Consider the following 15489-nt stretch of genomic DNA (forward strand, 5'->3'; position numbering starts at 1 on the left):
GATTAGGTAATTAGCCATCAGTCTTAGATTGACTCAATCAAATAACCCGCCAATCAAGTGCTTATCTAAGTGGCAATAAAAGTGATAGCGAGAAACCAACTTAAAAACGACCGCTCCAAAGCAAACCATCAGAAGTGACCAATTTTAATTGGCGCTGCTTGGTTAACACCAGATCCAGAATCAGCGGATCTTTGGGAAAAATTTCACCCTTGCTAGCCGGTGTTTGCCATTGGCGAACTTGCTGGCCGTTGTGAACGCTCCACTCTCGTAAATCCCTCGCAGGGCCGCCGGTGAGCAGTTGGTTGTTGTCGGTAAAATGAGCGGTTCTAGCGGTGAACCAGCGTTGATTGTGCTGAAGTTCAACCGTTTTACGGCCGTTATCAATACTGGCAATCCAGCTATCTCCCAAGGCTTCGCTCATTAATAATTTTTGGCTGTCAGGGGTGAATTCCAGCGTAGAAATACTGCGATTTCCGGTCCAATCTTGCAGCATTTCCCGGTCTTTGATCCGCCATAAGCGAGTTCGGGTTTTGCCTGCAATCGCCAATAATTTTCCATCTGGGCTGAAAGCCAGTTGCTCGACACCACCTTCTGGATGCGGCAAACGGACTCTTTTGCTAGAAGCAAAATGCTTATAGATGGTATTGCCATTGGCTAAGGCAATTGCCAGCTGCTGGCCTTTTGGACCGAGTGTTAAAGCATTAATTCGGCTGTCGGTTTTCATCCAACCCATATGACGGCCGTTGTCTGTTTGCCATAAACCGACTTTGTCTAGGTCAGATGTCGCAACAATGCGGCCATCGCCACTCATCGCAATTCGCCGTACTAGTCGATTATCTGGATGCTGAAATTGAAACTTGGGCTGATTGGTTTTCAGATCCCACAAAGGTGCTGACTCAGCATTCTGATCAATAAATACCAAGTAGTTACCGGCGACATCCATTTGTGCATCTAGCAGGCTAGTGCCGCTAAGTTGTACCGATGTCGAGCGAAAACTGTCTGGTTGGCAGGCAGTTAAAATAAACAAACTGGCTATTAGCAGACTGGATTTGATCAATTTAATGGTCGGTTTCATGGAATAATGTCTTCGCTTTTTGTTTTACTTCTGGTCAGAAAATAGCCCGAGTCAGACTGGGATAAATACAATTGATTATTTTGTCGGTTAATTTGGGAAGACGAGTGACCTGCATCAGGAAAGAATAAGGATCAATTCGTGAAATCTACCCGATTGCTTGCGAACTAAACGGGTTTTACCTTGCCGGATGCTTTGTTATTCCCCTAAACTGTCCAGTCTTCGCGCTTGAGCCGAAGATGAATTTTGAATGCCTGACAGATATCGGGCGAACTTGGATGCTGTCGCTTGTCGGCACTCGTAAAAAGGATTGAGAACTCTGACATGAAAAGATTATTTCTTGCTTCTGGTCTAGTGCTGGGCTTTGGATTGGTTGGTTGCCAGTCTGGTGATGATAAAACAGCTGAGGCTGAAGCAGCCAAGCCTGCAGTAGAAGCGGCAGCACCAGCTGCTGAATTGCTGAAGACTGATTTAGATAAGGTTAGCTATAGCATCGGTATGAATATCGGTGACAACCTGCGTAAAAATCTGTCTGAAGCTGACATGACCTTACTGGTAAAAGGCTTGCAAGATAGCTTTTCTGGTAAGGAGTTATTACTGAGCCAAGAAGATGCTCAAAACGCAATGTTTGCTTTCCAGCAGAAGAAAATGGAAGAAGAGCGAGCCAAGCAAGAACAGGAATTAAGCAGTCGTACTACTGACGCAACCACTTTCTTCACTGAAAATGGTAAAACTGAAGGCGTGATCACGCTGGATAGTGGTGTTCAGTACAAGATTTTGACTGAAGGTAAAGGTGCAAAGCCACAGTTGGCTGATACCGTTACGACTCATTACGAAGGTACTTTGCTGAATGGTGACGTGTTCGACAGCTCCTATGAGCGTGGCGAGCCAGTATCTTTCCCTCTGCAAGGTGTTATCAAAGGCTGGACTGAAGTACTGCAACTGATGCCAGTTGGTTCTACTTGGGAAGTTTATATTCCAGCTGAATTAGGTTACGGCAACCGTCCTGCTGGCAAGATCCCTGCGGGCAGCGCGCTGAAGTTCAAGATTGAACTGATCAGCATTGCTGAGCAAAAAGCTGAAGACAAAAAAGCAGGGTAATTCCTGATTTTTTAATCGAAAAAAGAAGGGCGACTCATTGATTGAGTCGCCCTTTTTAATGTGACCTGACTATGCTGTGGCTTACTTTTACATCGAGTGTGAAGCAGTTTCAAAGTTGTAAATCTCTTAGCAGCTGATCTTCTAATTCAAAGCGAGTGGCAATGTTCTCGCCAATCCGTGAAATCTTTTCTTGATTCAAAATATCTTGCTCTGAGTAATCCAAGGCTTCCATAGTCAGGCTGACTAGTTTGGGGTACATCTGCTGGAATTGCTGTTGTTTGTCATAACCTTGGGCAGAAGCTTGTTCAAGAATTTTGGAATAGAGATGGAAGTGAGCTGCGCTGGTGTAATCAATTAATTGCTGTTTTAGTTTGCTTGCGCTTGGTAGCGGCGGTGCTTGAAGTTGATTATCGCTGACCGGTAACCCTGCTGATGCATACCAACTTACCAACAGGTTATTTCTTTGGTAAACCCAGCTTCTAATTGATTGTTGGTCATTGTCATGGGGCAAGTTGTGTGGAACCTGACTTGTCATTTTACTGCTCCCTGTGGTGTTAGCATCCGGCCAGATTGGCGGGTTTTCCCTGGAACAAAATTTTTTTATGGACAAATTCAGCTTAGGACGCAACAACAAAAAGGTGCAAGTTTGTCGGGTAACTTTGTAGCAAACCTCACAACTTGGGCCAGACAAGCTGGCCCAAACAGAATCAATTTCAAAAATTGAAAATTTACTGACTTGGCATTCGCTTTAGTTTGCGAATCCAGAGCCGTTGTAGCCAGCAACTGGTAAGCGGCGGAAGGTTTGCCATAACGCTACGATCAAGAAGCAGGCAAATGTTAAAGCAGTCCACCAAGGCATGCCGAAACCAAACAGACTCCAAACCACTTCAGCACATTCACCGGAACCGACTAAAACCATTTGCAGTGTTTGCAGTAACGGAAAGGTGTCCATCATATAAGACAGGCCAGGACCACAACTTGGAACTTGGTCGGCAGGTAGGCTTTGAATCCAGGCATGACGTGCTGCGACACCAAAACCAGCACTCGCTGCTGCAACACCAGTTAAGCCAACTAGCTTATTAAGAATGCCTTTAGGATTAAGCACTAGTCCCAGGCCGCAAATAACGACCAAGCTGACCATTAATACCCGTTGAATAATGCATAGCGGGCAAGGCTCTAGCTCTAATCCATATTGGAAGGTAATTGAACAGCCGACCAAAAATGCCGACATTAAAAATCCGACAGCATAAACCTGACGGCTGGAAAGTTTGCTTAACATGTTTGCCTATTCCTTTTTAGCTTTGGCGAAAGCATCAGCAAATGCGTTATTGGCGAAAGCTTCTTGACGAGGCTGAGCAGCACGCTGGCTCTGGCGACGTGGGCTAGCTGAACGCGAAGTGCTGGTCTCTGTTTTGGGTTCTGGTTTATCTGTCATGCGCATGGTCAATCCAACACGTTTGCGCTGAATATCAACTTCCATCACTTTAACCTTTACCAGATCGCCTGCCTTGACCACTTCTCGGGGATCGGAAATAAATTTCTCCGACATCGCCGAAATATGAACCAAGCCATCTTGGTGAACACCGACATCGACAAAAGCACCAAAGTTGGTCACGTTGGTCACGGTGCCTTCCAACACCATGCCGACTTGCAAGTCGCTCAGCTTTTCAACCCCTTCCATAAAGGTGGCGGTTTTGAATTCTGGGCGAGGATCGCGACCGGGTTTTTCTAGTTCTTTAATAATGTCAGTGACGGTTGGTAAACCGAACTGTTCATCAATATACCGTTTAGGGTCTAATTTATTGAGGAAAGAAATGTCACCTATTAAAAGGCTAATGTCCTTTCCGGTATCCTTGAGGATTTTTTCTACCACCGGGTAAGATTCCGGATGAACCGCAGAAGCATCTAGTGGGTTATCGCCATTGGTGATCTTAATAAAACCAGCGCATTGCTCGAATGCTTTTGGCCCCAGTCGGCTGACTTTTAATAGCTGCTTACGGTTTTTAAAGCTGCCATTGCTGTCTCGATAATCGACCAGATTTTGCGCCAAGGTTTTATTCAAACCAGCGACCTTGGTCAGCAAAGCTGCAGAGGCCATGTTCATATCAACACCAACAGCGTTTACACAATCTTCAACCACGCTACTCAAGCTTTTAGCTAACTTGCTTTGGCTAACGTCGTGCTGATATTGACCGACACCGATTGATTTTGGCTCGATTTTCACTAACTCGGCTAACGGATCTTGCAGGCGGCGGGCAATAGAAACGGCGCCGCGAATGGTGACATCAAGATTTGGAAATTCTGCCGCAGCAATTTCAGAAGCCGAATAAACCGATGCGCCGGCTTCTGAAACCATTACCTTGGTTAGCTTCAGTTGTGGAGCCATTTTGATCAGATCACCGACTAATTTGTCGGTTTCCCGAGAAGCAGTGCCGTTGCCGATTGCCATTAATTCGATATTGTGTTTTTCCGCCAGTTTGGCCAGCGTAACTAACGACTCATTCCAGTTGTTGCGAGGTGCATGTGGAAAAATCGCTGTGTGATCAACCAGCTTACCGGTGTTATCTAACACGGCAATTTTGACACCGGTGCGTAATCCAGGGTCTAGACCAATCGCGGCGCGTTGTCCGGCTGGTGCCGCCATTAACAAATCTTTCATGTTATCGGCAAACACTTTGATCGCTTCTTGTTCAGCCATTTCACGAATTCGACCTAGCAGCTCCGTTTCCATGCTCAGCTGTAATTTAATTCGCCAGCACCAACGAACGCTATCTAATAACCAACGATCCGCCGGGCGTTTTTGATCAGAAATTTCAACATGCTTGGCGATCATGGCTTCGCAAGGACCGAATGCACGTGGATCTTCTGGTAATTCTTCAGTTGGCTGCAGGCTAATATTCAGCACACTTTCATTGCGACCGCGGAAAAAAGCTAATGCCCGGTGGGAAGGGATTTTGTTCAGCGCTTCTAGATAATCGAAATAATCAGAGAATTTAGCGCCTTCTAATTCTTTACCGGTTGCGACTGCAGATTTTAAATAAGCATTATCCCATAACCAGCTACGCATTTTTTCTAGTAATGCGGCGTCTTCGGCGAACTGCTCCATTAAAATCTGACGCGCACCATCTAAAGCTGCTTTGGTGTCAGCAACACCTTTTTCAGCATCGATATAGCTAGCAGCTTGCTGTTCAGGTTCAAGCATTGGGTCTGCTTTTAAAGCATCAGCCAAAGGCGCTAAACCGGCTTCACGGGCAATTTGTGCTTTAGTACGCCGCTTGATTTTATAAGGCAGATAAAGATCTTCAAGGCGGGTTTTGGTATCAGCGCTAAGAATTTGTTGCTTCAGTTCTGGGGTTAGCTTTTGCTGTTCTTCGATGCTGGACAATACCGTATTACGACGGTCTTCCAATTCACGCAGATAGCCTAGTCGCTCTTCTAGTTTTCTGAGCTGTCCATCGTCCAACCCTCCGGTGATTTCCTTTCGATAGCGGGCAATGAAGGGCACGGTCGACCCTTCATCAAGCAAGCCTACAGTAGAAATGATTTGGCGCTCTTGTACGCCCAATTCCTCGGCCAGCTGGCGATTGATGGCATTCATATTCTGGGTAAATCCTCGTTCCTGGAGATGAATCGATTATACCGGGTTACTTGAGAAGCTCTAGCAACAGTCGCTACAAGGTAAATTTTGTAGTGTGATGCAGTAGAGGCATGTCTTATCAAATGATGGGCTAGACTTTTCTTCAATAGTGATAATACTCATATTTATTACGGATGACGCTTTCAACTATCACCTTCTGTTGAGCTGAATACTGAAGGTATTTTATTTTTTTGATTTATTGAACAGCTATGCGGTCAACCAGCTTTACAAGTATTTTTTTATGCACGTTGATAACGATTGTTTCTCTGTGAAACTTATAAACAGAATAATTTAATTAAATATGCATAAATGGTAAAATGAGTTTGAGTTTAATTAACATGGAAGTTAATAAATCATTTAAAGTAAGTTTTTAATGATTTGCAAGACATTTTATTGAGATAGAACATGCCTATTTTTAAAAAGAACGCTCCACCAATAAAGTACAGAGAAATAAGAGAAGCAACTCGACCTGTTACATCAAGTCAGGAAAATCAGCAATTTGATTTAAAAAAAATTATATTTTATTCGGGAGCAATAGATCCTCGAAAAAATCATCTCCCAACCCATGATGAATGGCTGAAGAGAATGGACATCTTAGTCGCTGGTACGATAGAAACAAATTATGCTGAATCAAGTAAAAAACCAATGCTGCCACCAACAGTAACGACATCCACGATGGGCGTTAGAAGGGCTGCTGACGATGAAAAAAAAGCTATGTTACCGCCAGGGTTTGAGGCAGCACTCCGAGCAAAGAGTGCGGATTTACATAAGAAATCGATGGAGCAAGATGTTCAAATCAATATGATATCTTCTATGGTCGGAGCACTTAATTTATCATCCGCTAATGGGCGAGTTTATATTTTATGTAGTCTTTATTATGCAACATCTAATTGGTTAGAAAATATACCTCAAACAACAGCACTTGGACCAATAGGTGGAGCGATATGGTTGCAGCAAGCTCGTAGACCTGCTGTACAAAACTTATATATGGTAGTTGTACGTTATTTGAAATGGCATTTGAACTTGACCTCAGTCGAGTTGATCCCTGAAAAATTAAAATATTTTTTTGGGCGAGAAATGGGGGCCCATGGTACTGAGTCAGATAAATTTAACAATGACCAAGGAACTTTGTACTATTTAAACGAAGCTGATCGAGACAAGTTCAAAATTAGATTTAAAGATGGTATTGCGCATCAACTTCCTTGGTGGATAGAAGAAATTGACGGGCAAAGTCCTAAAAAATTATCAAATGATTTATTAAAACAATGCATTCCTATTCTGGCCGAAAGTAGCAGATCTCCAGGAACAAATGGCATGATAGTACCCGCACCACCATTACCACCTAAGAAAGGGGTGAGCCAGGTTATAACTGATGCCCCCGGTATGTTCATAGATGATTTTTCAGGGTGTGTTATGGATATGGGCTGGAACTTGTATTGTGCACCTCATTATGGAGGCTTTGATAAAGGTGGAAGCAAGAAAAATTTCTTTCACTCTAGTTATATGCAGGGTGAGCCCATAGCATTTGCCGGAAGTATTCGCATTCAAAAAGGTCGAGTAACAGGGATTTGCAATGATAGTGGCCATTATCGCCCTACTCAACATCATATGATTATTGCATTGCAGGCTCTGCAATTTCATGGTGTTGATCTTAGTTATGTCGATGTTATCGCTATGATTGTTAGCAAGCATGGCGTAGATAAAATTTGGGTAGGAAAGGGAGATACTGTTTTGCGAAATAGAGATACATTGAATGCTTTATATCAATTGGATCAAGAAGCTCAAAAGCATGCATATCATAAACAGAAAGGTCATAATTAATGTAAATGGAATACTGTTCAAGAAATTATTCATGAAGGTGTGTTTTATGATTTGTTTCACGAAGAATTTTCTTGGTTTTATATGAGATTTTATTTCAATTTCAAATAAGCTTTATTGATTTCTTTTTAATTCGTTATTTAAAATTCTCGTTAGATTTCCACTATTGATATAAAAATATTTCATCGCGATAAAATAAATAATCATAAACCGACCCAGTCGACCCCCGACCTTGTGATAGCAGTTTTCTAATTCACGCAGATGGCATGAACCGTTCCTCTAGTTTTCTGAGCTGTCTATCGTCCAACCCTCCGGTGATTTCCTTTTGATAGCGGGCAATGAAGAGCACGGTCGACCCCTCACCCAGCAAGTTTACAGTAGAAATTATTTGGTGCTCTTGTACGCTCAATTCCTCAGCTAGCTGGCGATTTATGGCATTCATATTCTAAATTCTCGTTCCTAGAGATGAAACGATTATACCGGGTTACTCGAGAAGTTCTAGCAACAATCGCTGCAAGGTAATTTTCATAGTGCGACACAGTTCCGGTACACCTAGAGGGAGGGCATGGGCTAGACTATTAGTTGATAGTAACAATGCCACTATTTATTTACTACGGATGCCCCTTCAGTTACTTTTTCTGTTGTGTCGGACATTGAGAGTCCTCTTGCTTTATTTTTAGTGAGATTTTATCTTATAATTCAATTAATTATTAAATTTCTTCATGATTAACGTTGACGCTTTTTGTTTTAACGGTCGCTGTCATGAAAATATTTTAGTTGTTAGTGTTTATTATTAATAAAAGTAAACAATTATCAGTTTTTCGATAAAACAAGAAATTTTAAACTTTATTGCATGACTAAAAAAACCAATTTTTTAGAGGGAAATTTTTGCAAGGATGCATCAATCGTTCTTGTTGAGGTGAAGTATGCCTTTGTTTGGAAAAAAGTCTCCGAAGAGACCTAAAAGCCCACCACCAGTAAAACACGATGAATTGAGAGGTGCGATGAAACCTAGCGCGTCTGGTTCTGCAATTTCAATACAACACACAACCGACTTGGAAATGCTTTTGCTAGCTGCTGGTAGTATTGATATCAGAAAAAATAAGATGCCAACTTATGATGAATGGTTGAGGCAAATTGACATTTCAGCCGCTGGAACAGAAGCAACAAACTCTCCTAAAGTTGGTGGAAAAAAACCATTGCTTCCACCAACTAAAGCAGGAGCTTCACCTCCAGTTCCACCAAAAACGGGCGTTAAAAGGCCAGGAAGCCCTAAAACCAGAGCAATTTTACCGCCAGGGGCCCGGCAAGACATGCAGAGAAAATCGGCGGCGGCGCATAAGCAAGTGATGGAGCAAGATTCTCAAATCAATATGATATCATCGATGATAGCTGCATATTATCAATCATCGATTAGTGAACAGCTTTATATTTTATGTAATCTTTATTATTCAATTTCTAATTGGTTAGAAAGTGCACCTAAGGGATCACCTGGGCCTGTAGGCGGAATTGTATGGTTACAACAAGCACGAAGGCCTGCTGTGCAGAATTTATATATGCGAGTAGTTTGCTTTTTAAGATGGCACTTTAAATTATCATCCAATAGTGAGCTTCCTAGTTCATTAACGCATTTTTTTGGGCGTGAAATGGGAGCTCATGGTGCTGGAGTTGACCAATATTGCGGACAGAAAGGGATTTTAAGATATTTAACCGAGGCTGAAAGAGATAAATTTAAAATTAGATTTAAAGACGGTCTTGGATATCAACTTCCTTGGTGGATAGAAGAAGATCCACAAAATGCTGAAAAATTTTCAGGAATTTCATTAAAACAATGTTTGCCTGTTCTGGCCGAAAGTAGCCGAACTCCAGGAGTTGATGGTTCGGCAGTGTTTGCTCCACCATTACCACCTAAGAAAGGGGTGAGCCAGGTTATAACTGATGCCCCCAGTATGTTCATAGATGATTTTTCAGGGTGTGTTATGGATATGAGCTGGAACTTGTATTGTGCGCCTCATTATGGAGGCTTTGATAAAGGTGGAAGCAAGAAAAATTTCTTTCACTCTAGTTATATGCAAGGCCAACCGATAGCATTTGCCGGAAGTATTCGTATTCAAAAAGGTCGAGTAACAGGGATCTGCAATGATAGTGGCCATTATCGCCCTACTCAGCATCATATGATAACCGTATTGCAGGCTCTGCAATTTCATGGTGTTGATCTTAGTTATGTCGATGTTATCGCTATGATTGTTAGCAAGCATGGCGTAGATAAAACTTGGGTAGGAAGGGGAGATAAGGTGTTATTTGATAGAGGTTCATTGAATCGTCTGTATGATTTAGATGTAGCAGCTCAAGAGCATGCATATCATAAACAGAAAGGTGAGAATTAATGTAAATAAAAAAACCTCTATGGTTTGTTATTCTATAGAGGTTTTTTATGATTTATTTCGCAAAAATTTCATTAATTCTTTGCCATTAATGAAAATGTTTTTAAGTGTTTCATCGCAACAAGGCGAATGATTATAAAATGGTTTAGCCGATTTTTTTGATGGCAGTTTTTTAATTTACGCGGATGGCACTAACCGTTCCTCTAGTTTTTTAAGTAGCCTGTCGCTCAACTTTCTAACAATTCCCCTTCGCTAGCAAATAATTAAAGAGCACAGAGCCTTTAATTTATCAACCCTATAGTAGAAATGATTTAGCACTGTTGCACGCTCAATTCCCCTGTCTGTGTACAATTGATGGCATTAGCATCTTGTTCAAATCATTGTTTATAAAAGTAAACCAATCATACTAGATTACTCTAAAAGCACTAGCAGAAATGGCTACAAGGCATTTTTTATAGTGCGATTCAGTTCTGGTAAGCATGAAAGAATGGGCTAGACTTCAGGTTGATAGTTTCTTAAATTCACTTCATGGAAAGAGCGAAAATTTATATGCGCTGATCGAGAACGGATATCTTTGTTTTTTTAATTTCATTTGATCTCCGGTTAAACGATCATTCCTTGAAGGGTTTTACAATGAGTTATGAAATATTTAAAAGTATTGCAGAAAATAATGGTGGTGTGGTTTCTACTAAGTTTGATCAGGGATCCAGGTTAGCTGGCATGCATTACATCAGAGCGAGATCGATATTTGGCTTTAAAAAAAAGAAGATGGTCACTAGTAATTTAAACGGCTTAGATGGAATGTGTTTCGGTTTTAGTATGGTGCTTATCCAAAAAAGTTTTAACTTTCCTAGTTTTATGAGATTGATCAATACACCCGAAGGCAAAGGTAAAGTTCGTGGTTATATGCAAATGCAGAATTTACGTGCGGCAACGAAAACCGGAAAATTGCAGAGTGAAGAAAGTATTTATGCGAATGTTGAGCGAGGAGAAATTTCCTTGGTGAATAATTTTGCAGATATCGGTACGCTAGTATTACATAAAGACTACCAAATGGTTGGTAAAGTCAGCTATAACGCTGGTAAGTTAGTAAATTCAGCTTTGTTTATTCGTAATAACCCAGACTGTTATTTCCATCTAAATGTTTACGGAGCATCCTCTGGGCATGCTCTCGCCATGGTAAACACAGACAATGATTACGCTATTTTTGATCCAAATTTTGGTATAGCAAAGTTCTCTAAATCGGGCCGAGGTAGTACTAGAAGTTTTTGTAAGTTTATAGATTTGTTTATAAAACTCGTATACCAAGGCGGATTGACAGGGCATCATGAACTATATGCATACAGATCTAGAAATGCACCTAAAGCAACTATAAGAATCTAGCTTACTCAGTAAAAAAACAGTGGGTTAGATTTATTCGAGTAATTTGTAAAGGCTGTAGTAAGACGCTACTTCAGTGTATTTATGGCTTTTAACTCATAAGGATCTCTCACTGTCAGTTTTGCTTTGGCATTTTAATTTTCAGCAATCCCACTACAATAGGTTTTTCTGACTTTATAATCTGCTTTGTAGTGGATTAGATTAGGGAAATCATCCCATACAAAAAGATATCCAATGGGTTCTTAAGCGCTTTCTTAATAAATAAAACCCAATGAAAAACAAAAAAAGCCATATTTCAAAACTACCACCGCCAGTTTTAACTGATGAGGTTTTTGAGTTATCTTGCTGATTAGATTTAAAGGTTTCTAGGTATTTATTCATGCTGATTGGTTCGAAATGGGGTAAAGGTTCTGGTTGATATTGACTGCCAATTACCGGTATTGATATAGCACTGACGCTAGGCTGGTCAAGGTGAATTTCAATGTTAAAGTCCTCATTAACTTTTTGATATAAAAGATCTTGTGTATCCAGTGCAAAGCCAATTCTGTCACCTGCAGCGATATTTGATGCGGTTGCAGTTAACTGAAATTCAATGTTAATTCTTTCACCTGGAGTTGCTTCTTGTAGTGTTATCGGACTATGGCTGATTAAATTAGCAATGCCTTTTGGATTGATTCGATATAAATAACCCACTAACTCAACCCTTGGCTGACTCGGTGTAATGGTTAGCTGAACATCGGTAATGCCGCGTATTTTTGTCGTTTGTAGTAAAGGTTCAGTTTGCCAGCCGATACCATGGCGTGTTCGCAGTGTGCTCAAATCGACGGTTACGGGTTTGATTTCAAAAACATCCAGCACCGTTCCAATAATGGCCATGTTTCCGGTTGATGCACGGGAATCTCGTCCAGAGTAGATGGTGACTGAACCTTCGCTGGATCGTTGCGGTGCCATCATGGCGACTTCATTATTTTCCCTGTGGGAAAGTGCCAATTGCATTTGATCCATAGCGACTGGCCAATCAGAAAATCCTTCTCGCACTCTAGGAACACTGTCTAGTTCCATGACGACTGCAGCTTGCTGCATAATTCCGTTGTCGATACCTTTTTGCCAATAATCGAGCCAATTAAATGCATTAACCCATAGGCTATTCACTATGCCAGCCATTGCACCACCTTCACCTACTCCGTGTAACCCCTGATTAAGTTCAAGATGCTTAGGTGTAGTTAATTGCTGATAAAAATCGAGCATTTGATTCGGCTGGAATAAGTTGTCCTGGAAGTTATTACTAATAAAAACAGGTACATTACGTTGATTTAATTGATCAATGTAGCTGGCGGGTGATCGGTAGTCTGCCCAAGCGATGGTTTCGGAGACATTTTGAATATTGAGTAGGTTTTGGTAATTACTTTTTACTTCACTGCTTAAATTTCCAGTCAATTTTCCACTATTGATTAGAAAATCTGTCCAAGCAGTTCTTGGTGTTTCATGGCGGTAGAGCGACTGATATAAACTGGCCCAGCCACTCATTGCGATAACGGTTTTAACTCTTGGCTCTAATGCTGCAGCTTTCAATGCGATGCCAGCGCCATAAGAAATACCTGCCAGAGAAACATTACCCACTTCAACGGGAGTATTTTGTTCTAACCAATCAATCGCAGCGCTTGCGTCAGCCATTTCTTGGTCAGAGTTAATATTAATTGTACCTTCAGAGGTATGAAAACCCCGTGAATTAATTGCCAAAACGATATATCCGCGTTTGGCTAAAAATGCGGCGGGGTGTTCATATTGGTGTTCAGTTAGCGCCCAACTAGAAAAGAAAATAACTGCAGGGTAGCTTGCTTGCCCCGATGTCGGTAGTCGTAAGTTGGCTGAGAGCCGAATACCATCAGCAGAAGTGACTACTACATCTTCTTGATAAGAATATAAGCTTTTAGTATTAGTTTCTGCCAAAGATATTTGACAGAAAAAAAATAAAGCAACAGAAATGAGAAGCCGTAATCCATGGATATGCTTTTTCTTGTTATTATTTATATTCATGAGTCTATTCATTATTTTTATTGAGACTCAATAACACTAGACGTCAGAAAAATATCTAGCTGAATATTTTGTGGCTAATGTTGTTTTCTACCTCGTTAAAGTGACACCTAGCAAAGGCTAGCGAGCCAATTTGTAACAGGAAGTAGCGAATAGCAAACATAAAAAAACCGCTTGAAATAATCAAGCGGTTTTTAAATTTCTATTAGCGAGTTAACGGCTATTCTACTGTCACTGACTTAGCTAGGTTTCTTGGCTGGTCAACATCAGTACCTTTCAATACTGCTACGTGATAACTCAGTAGCTGTAATGGCAAGGTGTAAGCAATCGGTGCCAGTAAATGATCCATATGTGGCACATTAAGCACTTGAATGCCCTGTTCTGGTTTAATGCCTGCAGCCTCATCAGCAAATACAAATAATTGACCGCCACGCGCTCGAACTTCTTCCATATTGGATTTCAGTTTTTCCAGCAGATCATTGTTTGGTGCCACTACCACCACTGGCATATTTTCATCAATTAAAGCTAAAGGTCCATGTTTTAACTCACCGGCTGCATAAGCTTCCGCGTGAATATAAGAAATTTCTTTTAACTTTAATGCACCTTCCATGGCGATTGCATGTTGGCTACCACGGCCGAGGAATAATGCATGATGTTTATCTGCAAATGCTTGGGATAGTTTAAGAATCTCACTATCCAGCGCTAGGCATTGTTTGAGTAATGCAGGTAACTGGTGCAAGCCATCGGCAAAGCGCTTTTGCAGGGCATCTTCTGCTTGTGGATTATTTCTAGCCAAGACTGCGGTTAACATCAGCAAGCCGGTTAACTGAGTAGTAAATGCCTTGGTTGAAGCGACGCCAATTTCAGCGCCAGCGCGGGTCATAAAGGTTAAATCTGATTCACGAACCAGCGATGAGCCAGCGACATTACAAATGGCCAAGCTAGCGGCATAACCCTGTTCTTTAGCTTTGCGAAGTGCTGCGAGTGTGTCGGCCGTTTCACCTGACTGGGAAATGGTAATAAACAAACAATCTTCAGGCACTAATGTGTGGCGATAGCGGAATTCACTGGCAATTTCGACTCGGCAAGGAATGCCGGCGTAACGCTCAATCCAATTGCGCGCCACCATGCCTGAGTTATAAGAAGTGCCACAAGCAACAATTTGAACTGACTTAATGCCGGGTAATAATTTTGCGGCTTCAGGGCCGAAAGCTTCTGCTGCCACACCATCTTGGGTAACTCGCCCTTCCATTGTGTCGGTAACCGCTCGCGGCTGCTCATGAATTTCTTTGAGCATGTAGTGGCGATATTCACCCTTGTCTGAAGCGTCATAGCTAAGGTCAGACTCGTGAATTTTCCGTTCGACTGGATGAGCGTTTTGATCAAAAATCTTCACTTCATGGCGGCTTATTTCAGCAACGTCGCCTTCTTCTAAATAGGCGAATTTTCGAGTGACCGGTAATAATGCCAAAGGGTCAGAACCGACGAAATTCTCGCCAATCCCGTAACCAATAACCAATGGGCTACCGGAGCGGGCAACCACTAATGAATCTGGCTGAGTACGGTCGATAAATGCTGCACCATATGCACCATGCAGCTGTTTAACCGCCTGTTGAACTGCTTCTAGCAAGCTTGAAGTTTGCTTGCGTAACTCAGCTACCAAATGCGCCATAACTTCAGTATCGGTATCTGAACTGAAGTTATAACCTTGATCGCGCAGCTGATTGCGTAGCAATTCATGGTTTTCGATAATGCCGTTATGTACCACCACAATGTCAGCCGACTGGTGCGGATGCGCATTGCGCTCACTCGGTTCGCCATGGGTCGCCCAGCGAGTATGAGAAATGCCGGTGCCGCCAGTTAAAGGCGTTTCTTTCAGGGCGTTGCCCAATTCCTGCACCTTACCCAGACGACGCAGCCGATTAATTTGCTGCTCTGGATTAATAATGGCAATACCTGCTGAATCATAGCCGCGGTATTCCAGACGACGCAGGCCTTCCAGCAGAATTTCGGCTACATCTCTTTGAGCAACTGCACCAACAATTCCACACATAACATCTTAT

General features: G+C 42.0%; 11 protein-coding genes. 4 read left to right on the plus strand and 7 right to left on the minus strand.

Annotated elements, in window-relative coordinates; all coding sequences use genetic code 11:
• Window positions 1-100: 100 nt before the first annotated feature.
• Window positions 101-1075 (minus strand): WD40 repeat domain-containing protein, encoded by a 975-nt coding sequence (locus DC094_RS13650; protein ID WP_116687656.1) that lies wholly within the window; start codon window positions 1073-1075, stop codon window positions 101-103.
• A gap of 321 nt (window positions 1076-1396) precedes the next feature.
• On the opposite strand from DC094_RS13650, the gene bamJ reads away from it, so the two are divergent.
• Window positions 1397-2173, plus strand: a complete 777-nt coding sequence (bamJ, locus tag DC094_RS13655; protein ID WP_116687657.1) for a BamJ family beta-barrel-assembly machinery protein — start codon at window positions 1397-1399, stop codon at window positions 2171-2173.
• Window positions 2174-2282: 109 nt separating this feature from the next.
• On the opposite strand, the gene DC094_RS13660 is transcribed toward bamJ, so the two are convergent.
• The 3 genes from DC094_RS13660 to DC094_RS13670 all read right to left on the minus strand — a co-directional run bounded on the left by DC094_RS13660 (window position 2283) and on the right by DC094_RS13670 (window position 5771).
• Entirely contained in the window at window positions 2283-2708 is a 426-nt protein-coding gene (locus tag DC094_RS13660; protein WP_116687658.1) for an Rsd/AlgQ family anti-sigma factor, read from the minus strand.
• A gap of 213 nt (window positions 2709-2921) precedes the next feature.
• Entirely contained in the window at window positions 2922-3452 is a 531-nt protein-coding gene (locus DC094_RS13665; RefSeq protein ID WP_116687659.1) for a disulfide bond formation protein B, read from the minus strand.
• Window positions 3453-3458: 6 nt separating this feature from the next.
• Window positions 3459-5771 (minus strand): Tex family protein, encoded by a 2313-nt coding sequence (locus DC094_RS13670; protein WP_116687660.1) that lies wholly within the window; start codon window positions 5769-5771, stop codon window positions 3459-3461.
• A gap of 444 nt (window positions 5772-6215) precedes the next feature.
• Here DC094_RS13670 and DC094_RS13675 point away from each other — a divergent pair, with 444 nt between their 5' ends.
• Window positions 6216-7631, plus strand: coding sequence for an IQM protein middle domain-containing protein (locus DC094_RS13675; RefSeq protein WP_116687661.1), 1416 nt, complete (start codon window positions 6216-6218; stop codon window positions 7629-7631).
• A gap of 250 nt (window positions 7632-7881) precedes the next feature.
• On the opposite strand, the gene DC094_RS13680 is transcribed toward DC094_RS13675, so the two are convergent.
• Window positions 7882-8070 carry a Tex-like N-terminal domain-containing protein gene (locus tag DC094_RS13680; RefSeq protein WP_116687662.1) on the minus strand — a complete coding sequence of 63 codons (189 nt, stop codon included), beginning with the start codon at window positions 8068-8070 and terminating at the stop codon, window positions 7882-7884.
• Window positions 8071-8554: 484 nt separating this feature from the next.
• Here DC094_RS13680 and DC094_RS13685 point away from each other — a divergent pair, with 484 nt between their 5' ends.
• Both DC094_RS13685 and DC094_RS13690 read left to right on the plus strand, forming a co-directional pair.
• On the plus strand, window positions 8555-10015 hold the full coding sequence (locus DC094_RS13685) for an IQM protein middle domain-containing protein (RefSeq protein WP_116687663.1): 1461 nt from the start codon (window positions 8555-8557) through the stop codon (window positions 10013-10015).
• A 630-nt stretch (window positions 10016-10645) separates the two neighbouring features.
• A complete protein-coding gene (locus tag DC094_RS13690) occupies window positions 10646-11395 on the plus strand; it encodes a YopT-type cysteine protease domain-containing protein (protein WP_116687664.1) in 750 nt (249 codons plus the stop codon).
• A 207-nt stretch (window positions 11396-11602) separates the two neighbouring features.
• Here DC094_RS13690 and DC094_RS13695 read toward each other — a convergent pair whose 3' ends face one another.
• On the minus strand, window positions 11603-13429 hold the full coding sequence (locus DC094_RS13695; RefSeq protein ID WP_158527325.1) for a CocE/NonD family hydrolase: 1827 nt from the start codon (window positions 13427-13429) through the stop codon (window positions 11603-11605).
• A 217-nt stretch (window positions 13430-13646) separates the two neighbouring features.
• Window positions 13647-15479 carry a glutamine--fructose-6-phosphate transaminase (isomerizing) gene (gene glmS / locus DC094_RS13700; RefSeq protein WP_116687666.1) on the minus strand — a complete coding sequence of 611 codons (1833 nt, stop codon included), beginning with the start codon at window positions 15477-15479 and terminating at the stop codon, window positions 13647-13649.
• Window positions 15480-15489: the final 10 nt, after the last annotated feature.

It is taken from the genome of Pelagibaculum spongiae (assembly GCF_003097315.1).
Lineage (GTDB): Bacteria > Pseudomonadota > Gammaproteobacteria > Enterobacterales > Pelagibaculaceae > Pelagibaculum > Pelagibaculum spongiae.

What these genes read in the sequence shown, in the direction of transcription:
- DC094_RS13685 (WP_116687663.1), top strand. Translation starts at nt 8,555, where the DNA reads ATGCCTTTGTTTGGAAAAAAGTCTCCGAAGAGACCTAAAAGCCCACCA.
- glmS (WP_116687666.1), bottom strand. Translation starts at nt 15,479, where the DNA reads ATGTGTGGAATTGTTGGTGCAGTTGCTCAAAGAGATGTAGCCGAAATT.
- DC094_RS13695 (WP_158527325.1), bottom strand. Translation starts at nt 13,429, where the DNA reads ATGAATATAAATAATAACAAGAAAAAGCATATCCATGGATTACGGCTT.
- DC094_RS13665 (WP_116687659.1), bottom strand. Translation starts at nt 3,452, where the DNA reads ATGTTAAGCAAACTTTCCAGCCGTCAGGTTTATGCTGTCGGATTTTTA.
- DC094_RS13660 (WP_116687658.1), bottom strand. Translation starts at nt 2,708, where the DNA reads ATGACAAGTCAGGTTCCACACAACTTGCCCCATGACAATGACCAACAA.
- DC094_RS13675 (WP_116687661.1), top strand. Translation starts at nt 6,216, where the DNA reads ATGCCTATTTTTAAAAAGAACGCTCCACCAATAAAGTACAGAGAAATA.
- DC094_RS13670 (WP_116687660.1), bottom strand. Translation starts at nt 5,771, where the DNA reads ATGAATGCCATCAATCGCCAGCTGGCCGAGGAATTGGGCGTACAAGAG.
- bamJ (WP_116687657.1), top strand. Translation starts at nt 1,397, where the DNA reads ATGAAAAGATTATTTCTTGCTTCTGGTCTAGTGCTGGGCTTTGGATTG.
- DC094_RS13690 (WP_116687664.1), top strand. Translation starts at nt 10,646, where the DNA reads ATGAGTTATGAAATATTTAAAAGTATTGCAGAAAATAATGGTGGTGTG.
- DC094_RS13650 (WP_116687656.1), bottom strand. Translation starts at nt 1,075, where the DNA reads ATGAAACCGACCATTAAATTGATCAAATCCAGTCTGCTAATAGCCAGT.
- DC094_RS13680 (WP_116687662.1), bottom strand. Translation starts at nt 8,070, where the DNA reads ATGAATGCCATAAATCGCCAGCTAGCTGAGGAATTGAGCGTACAAGAG.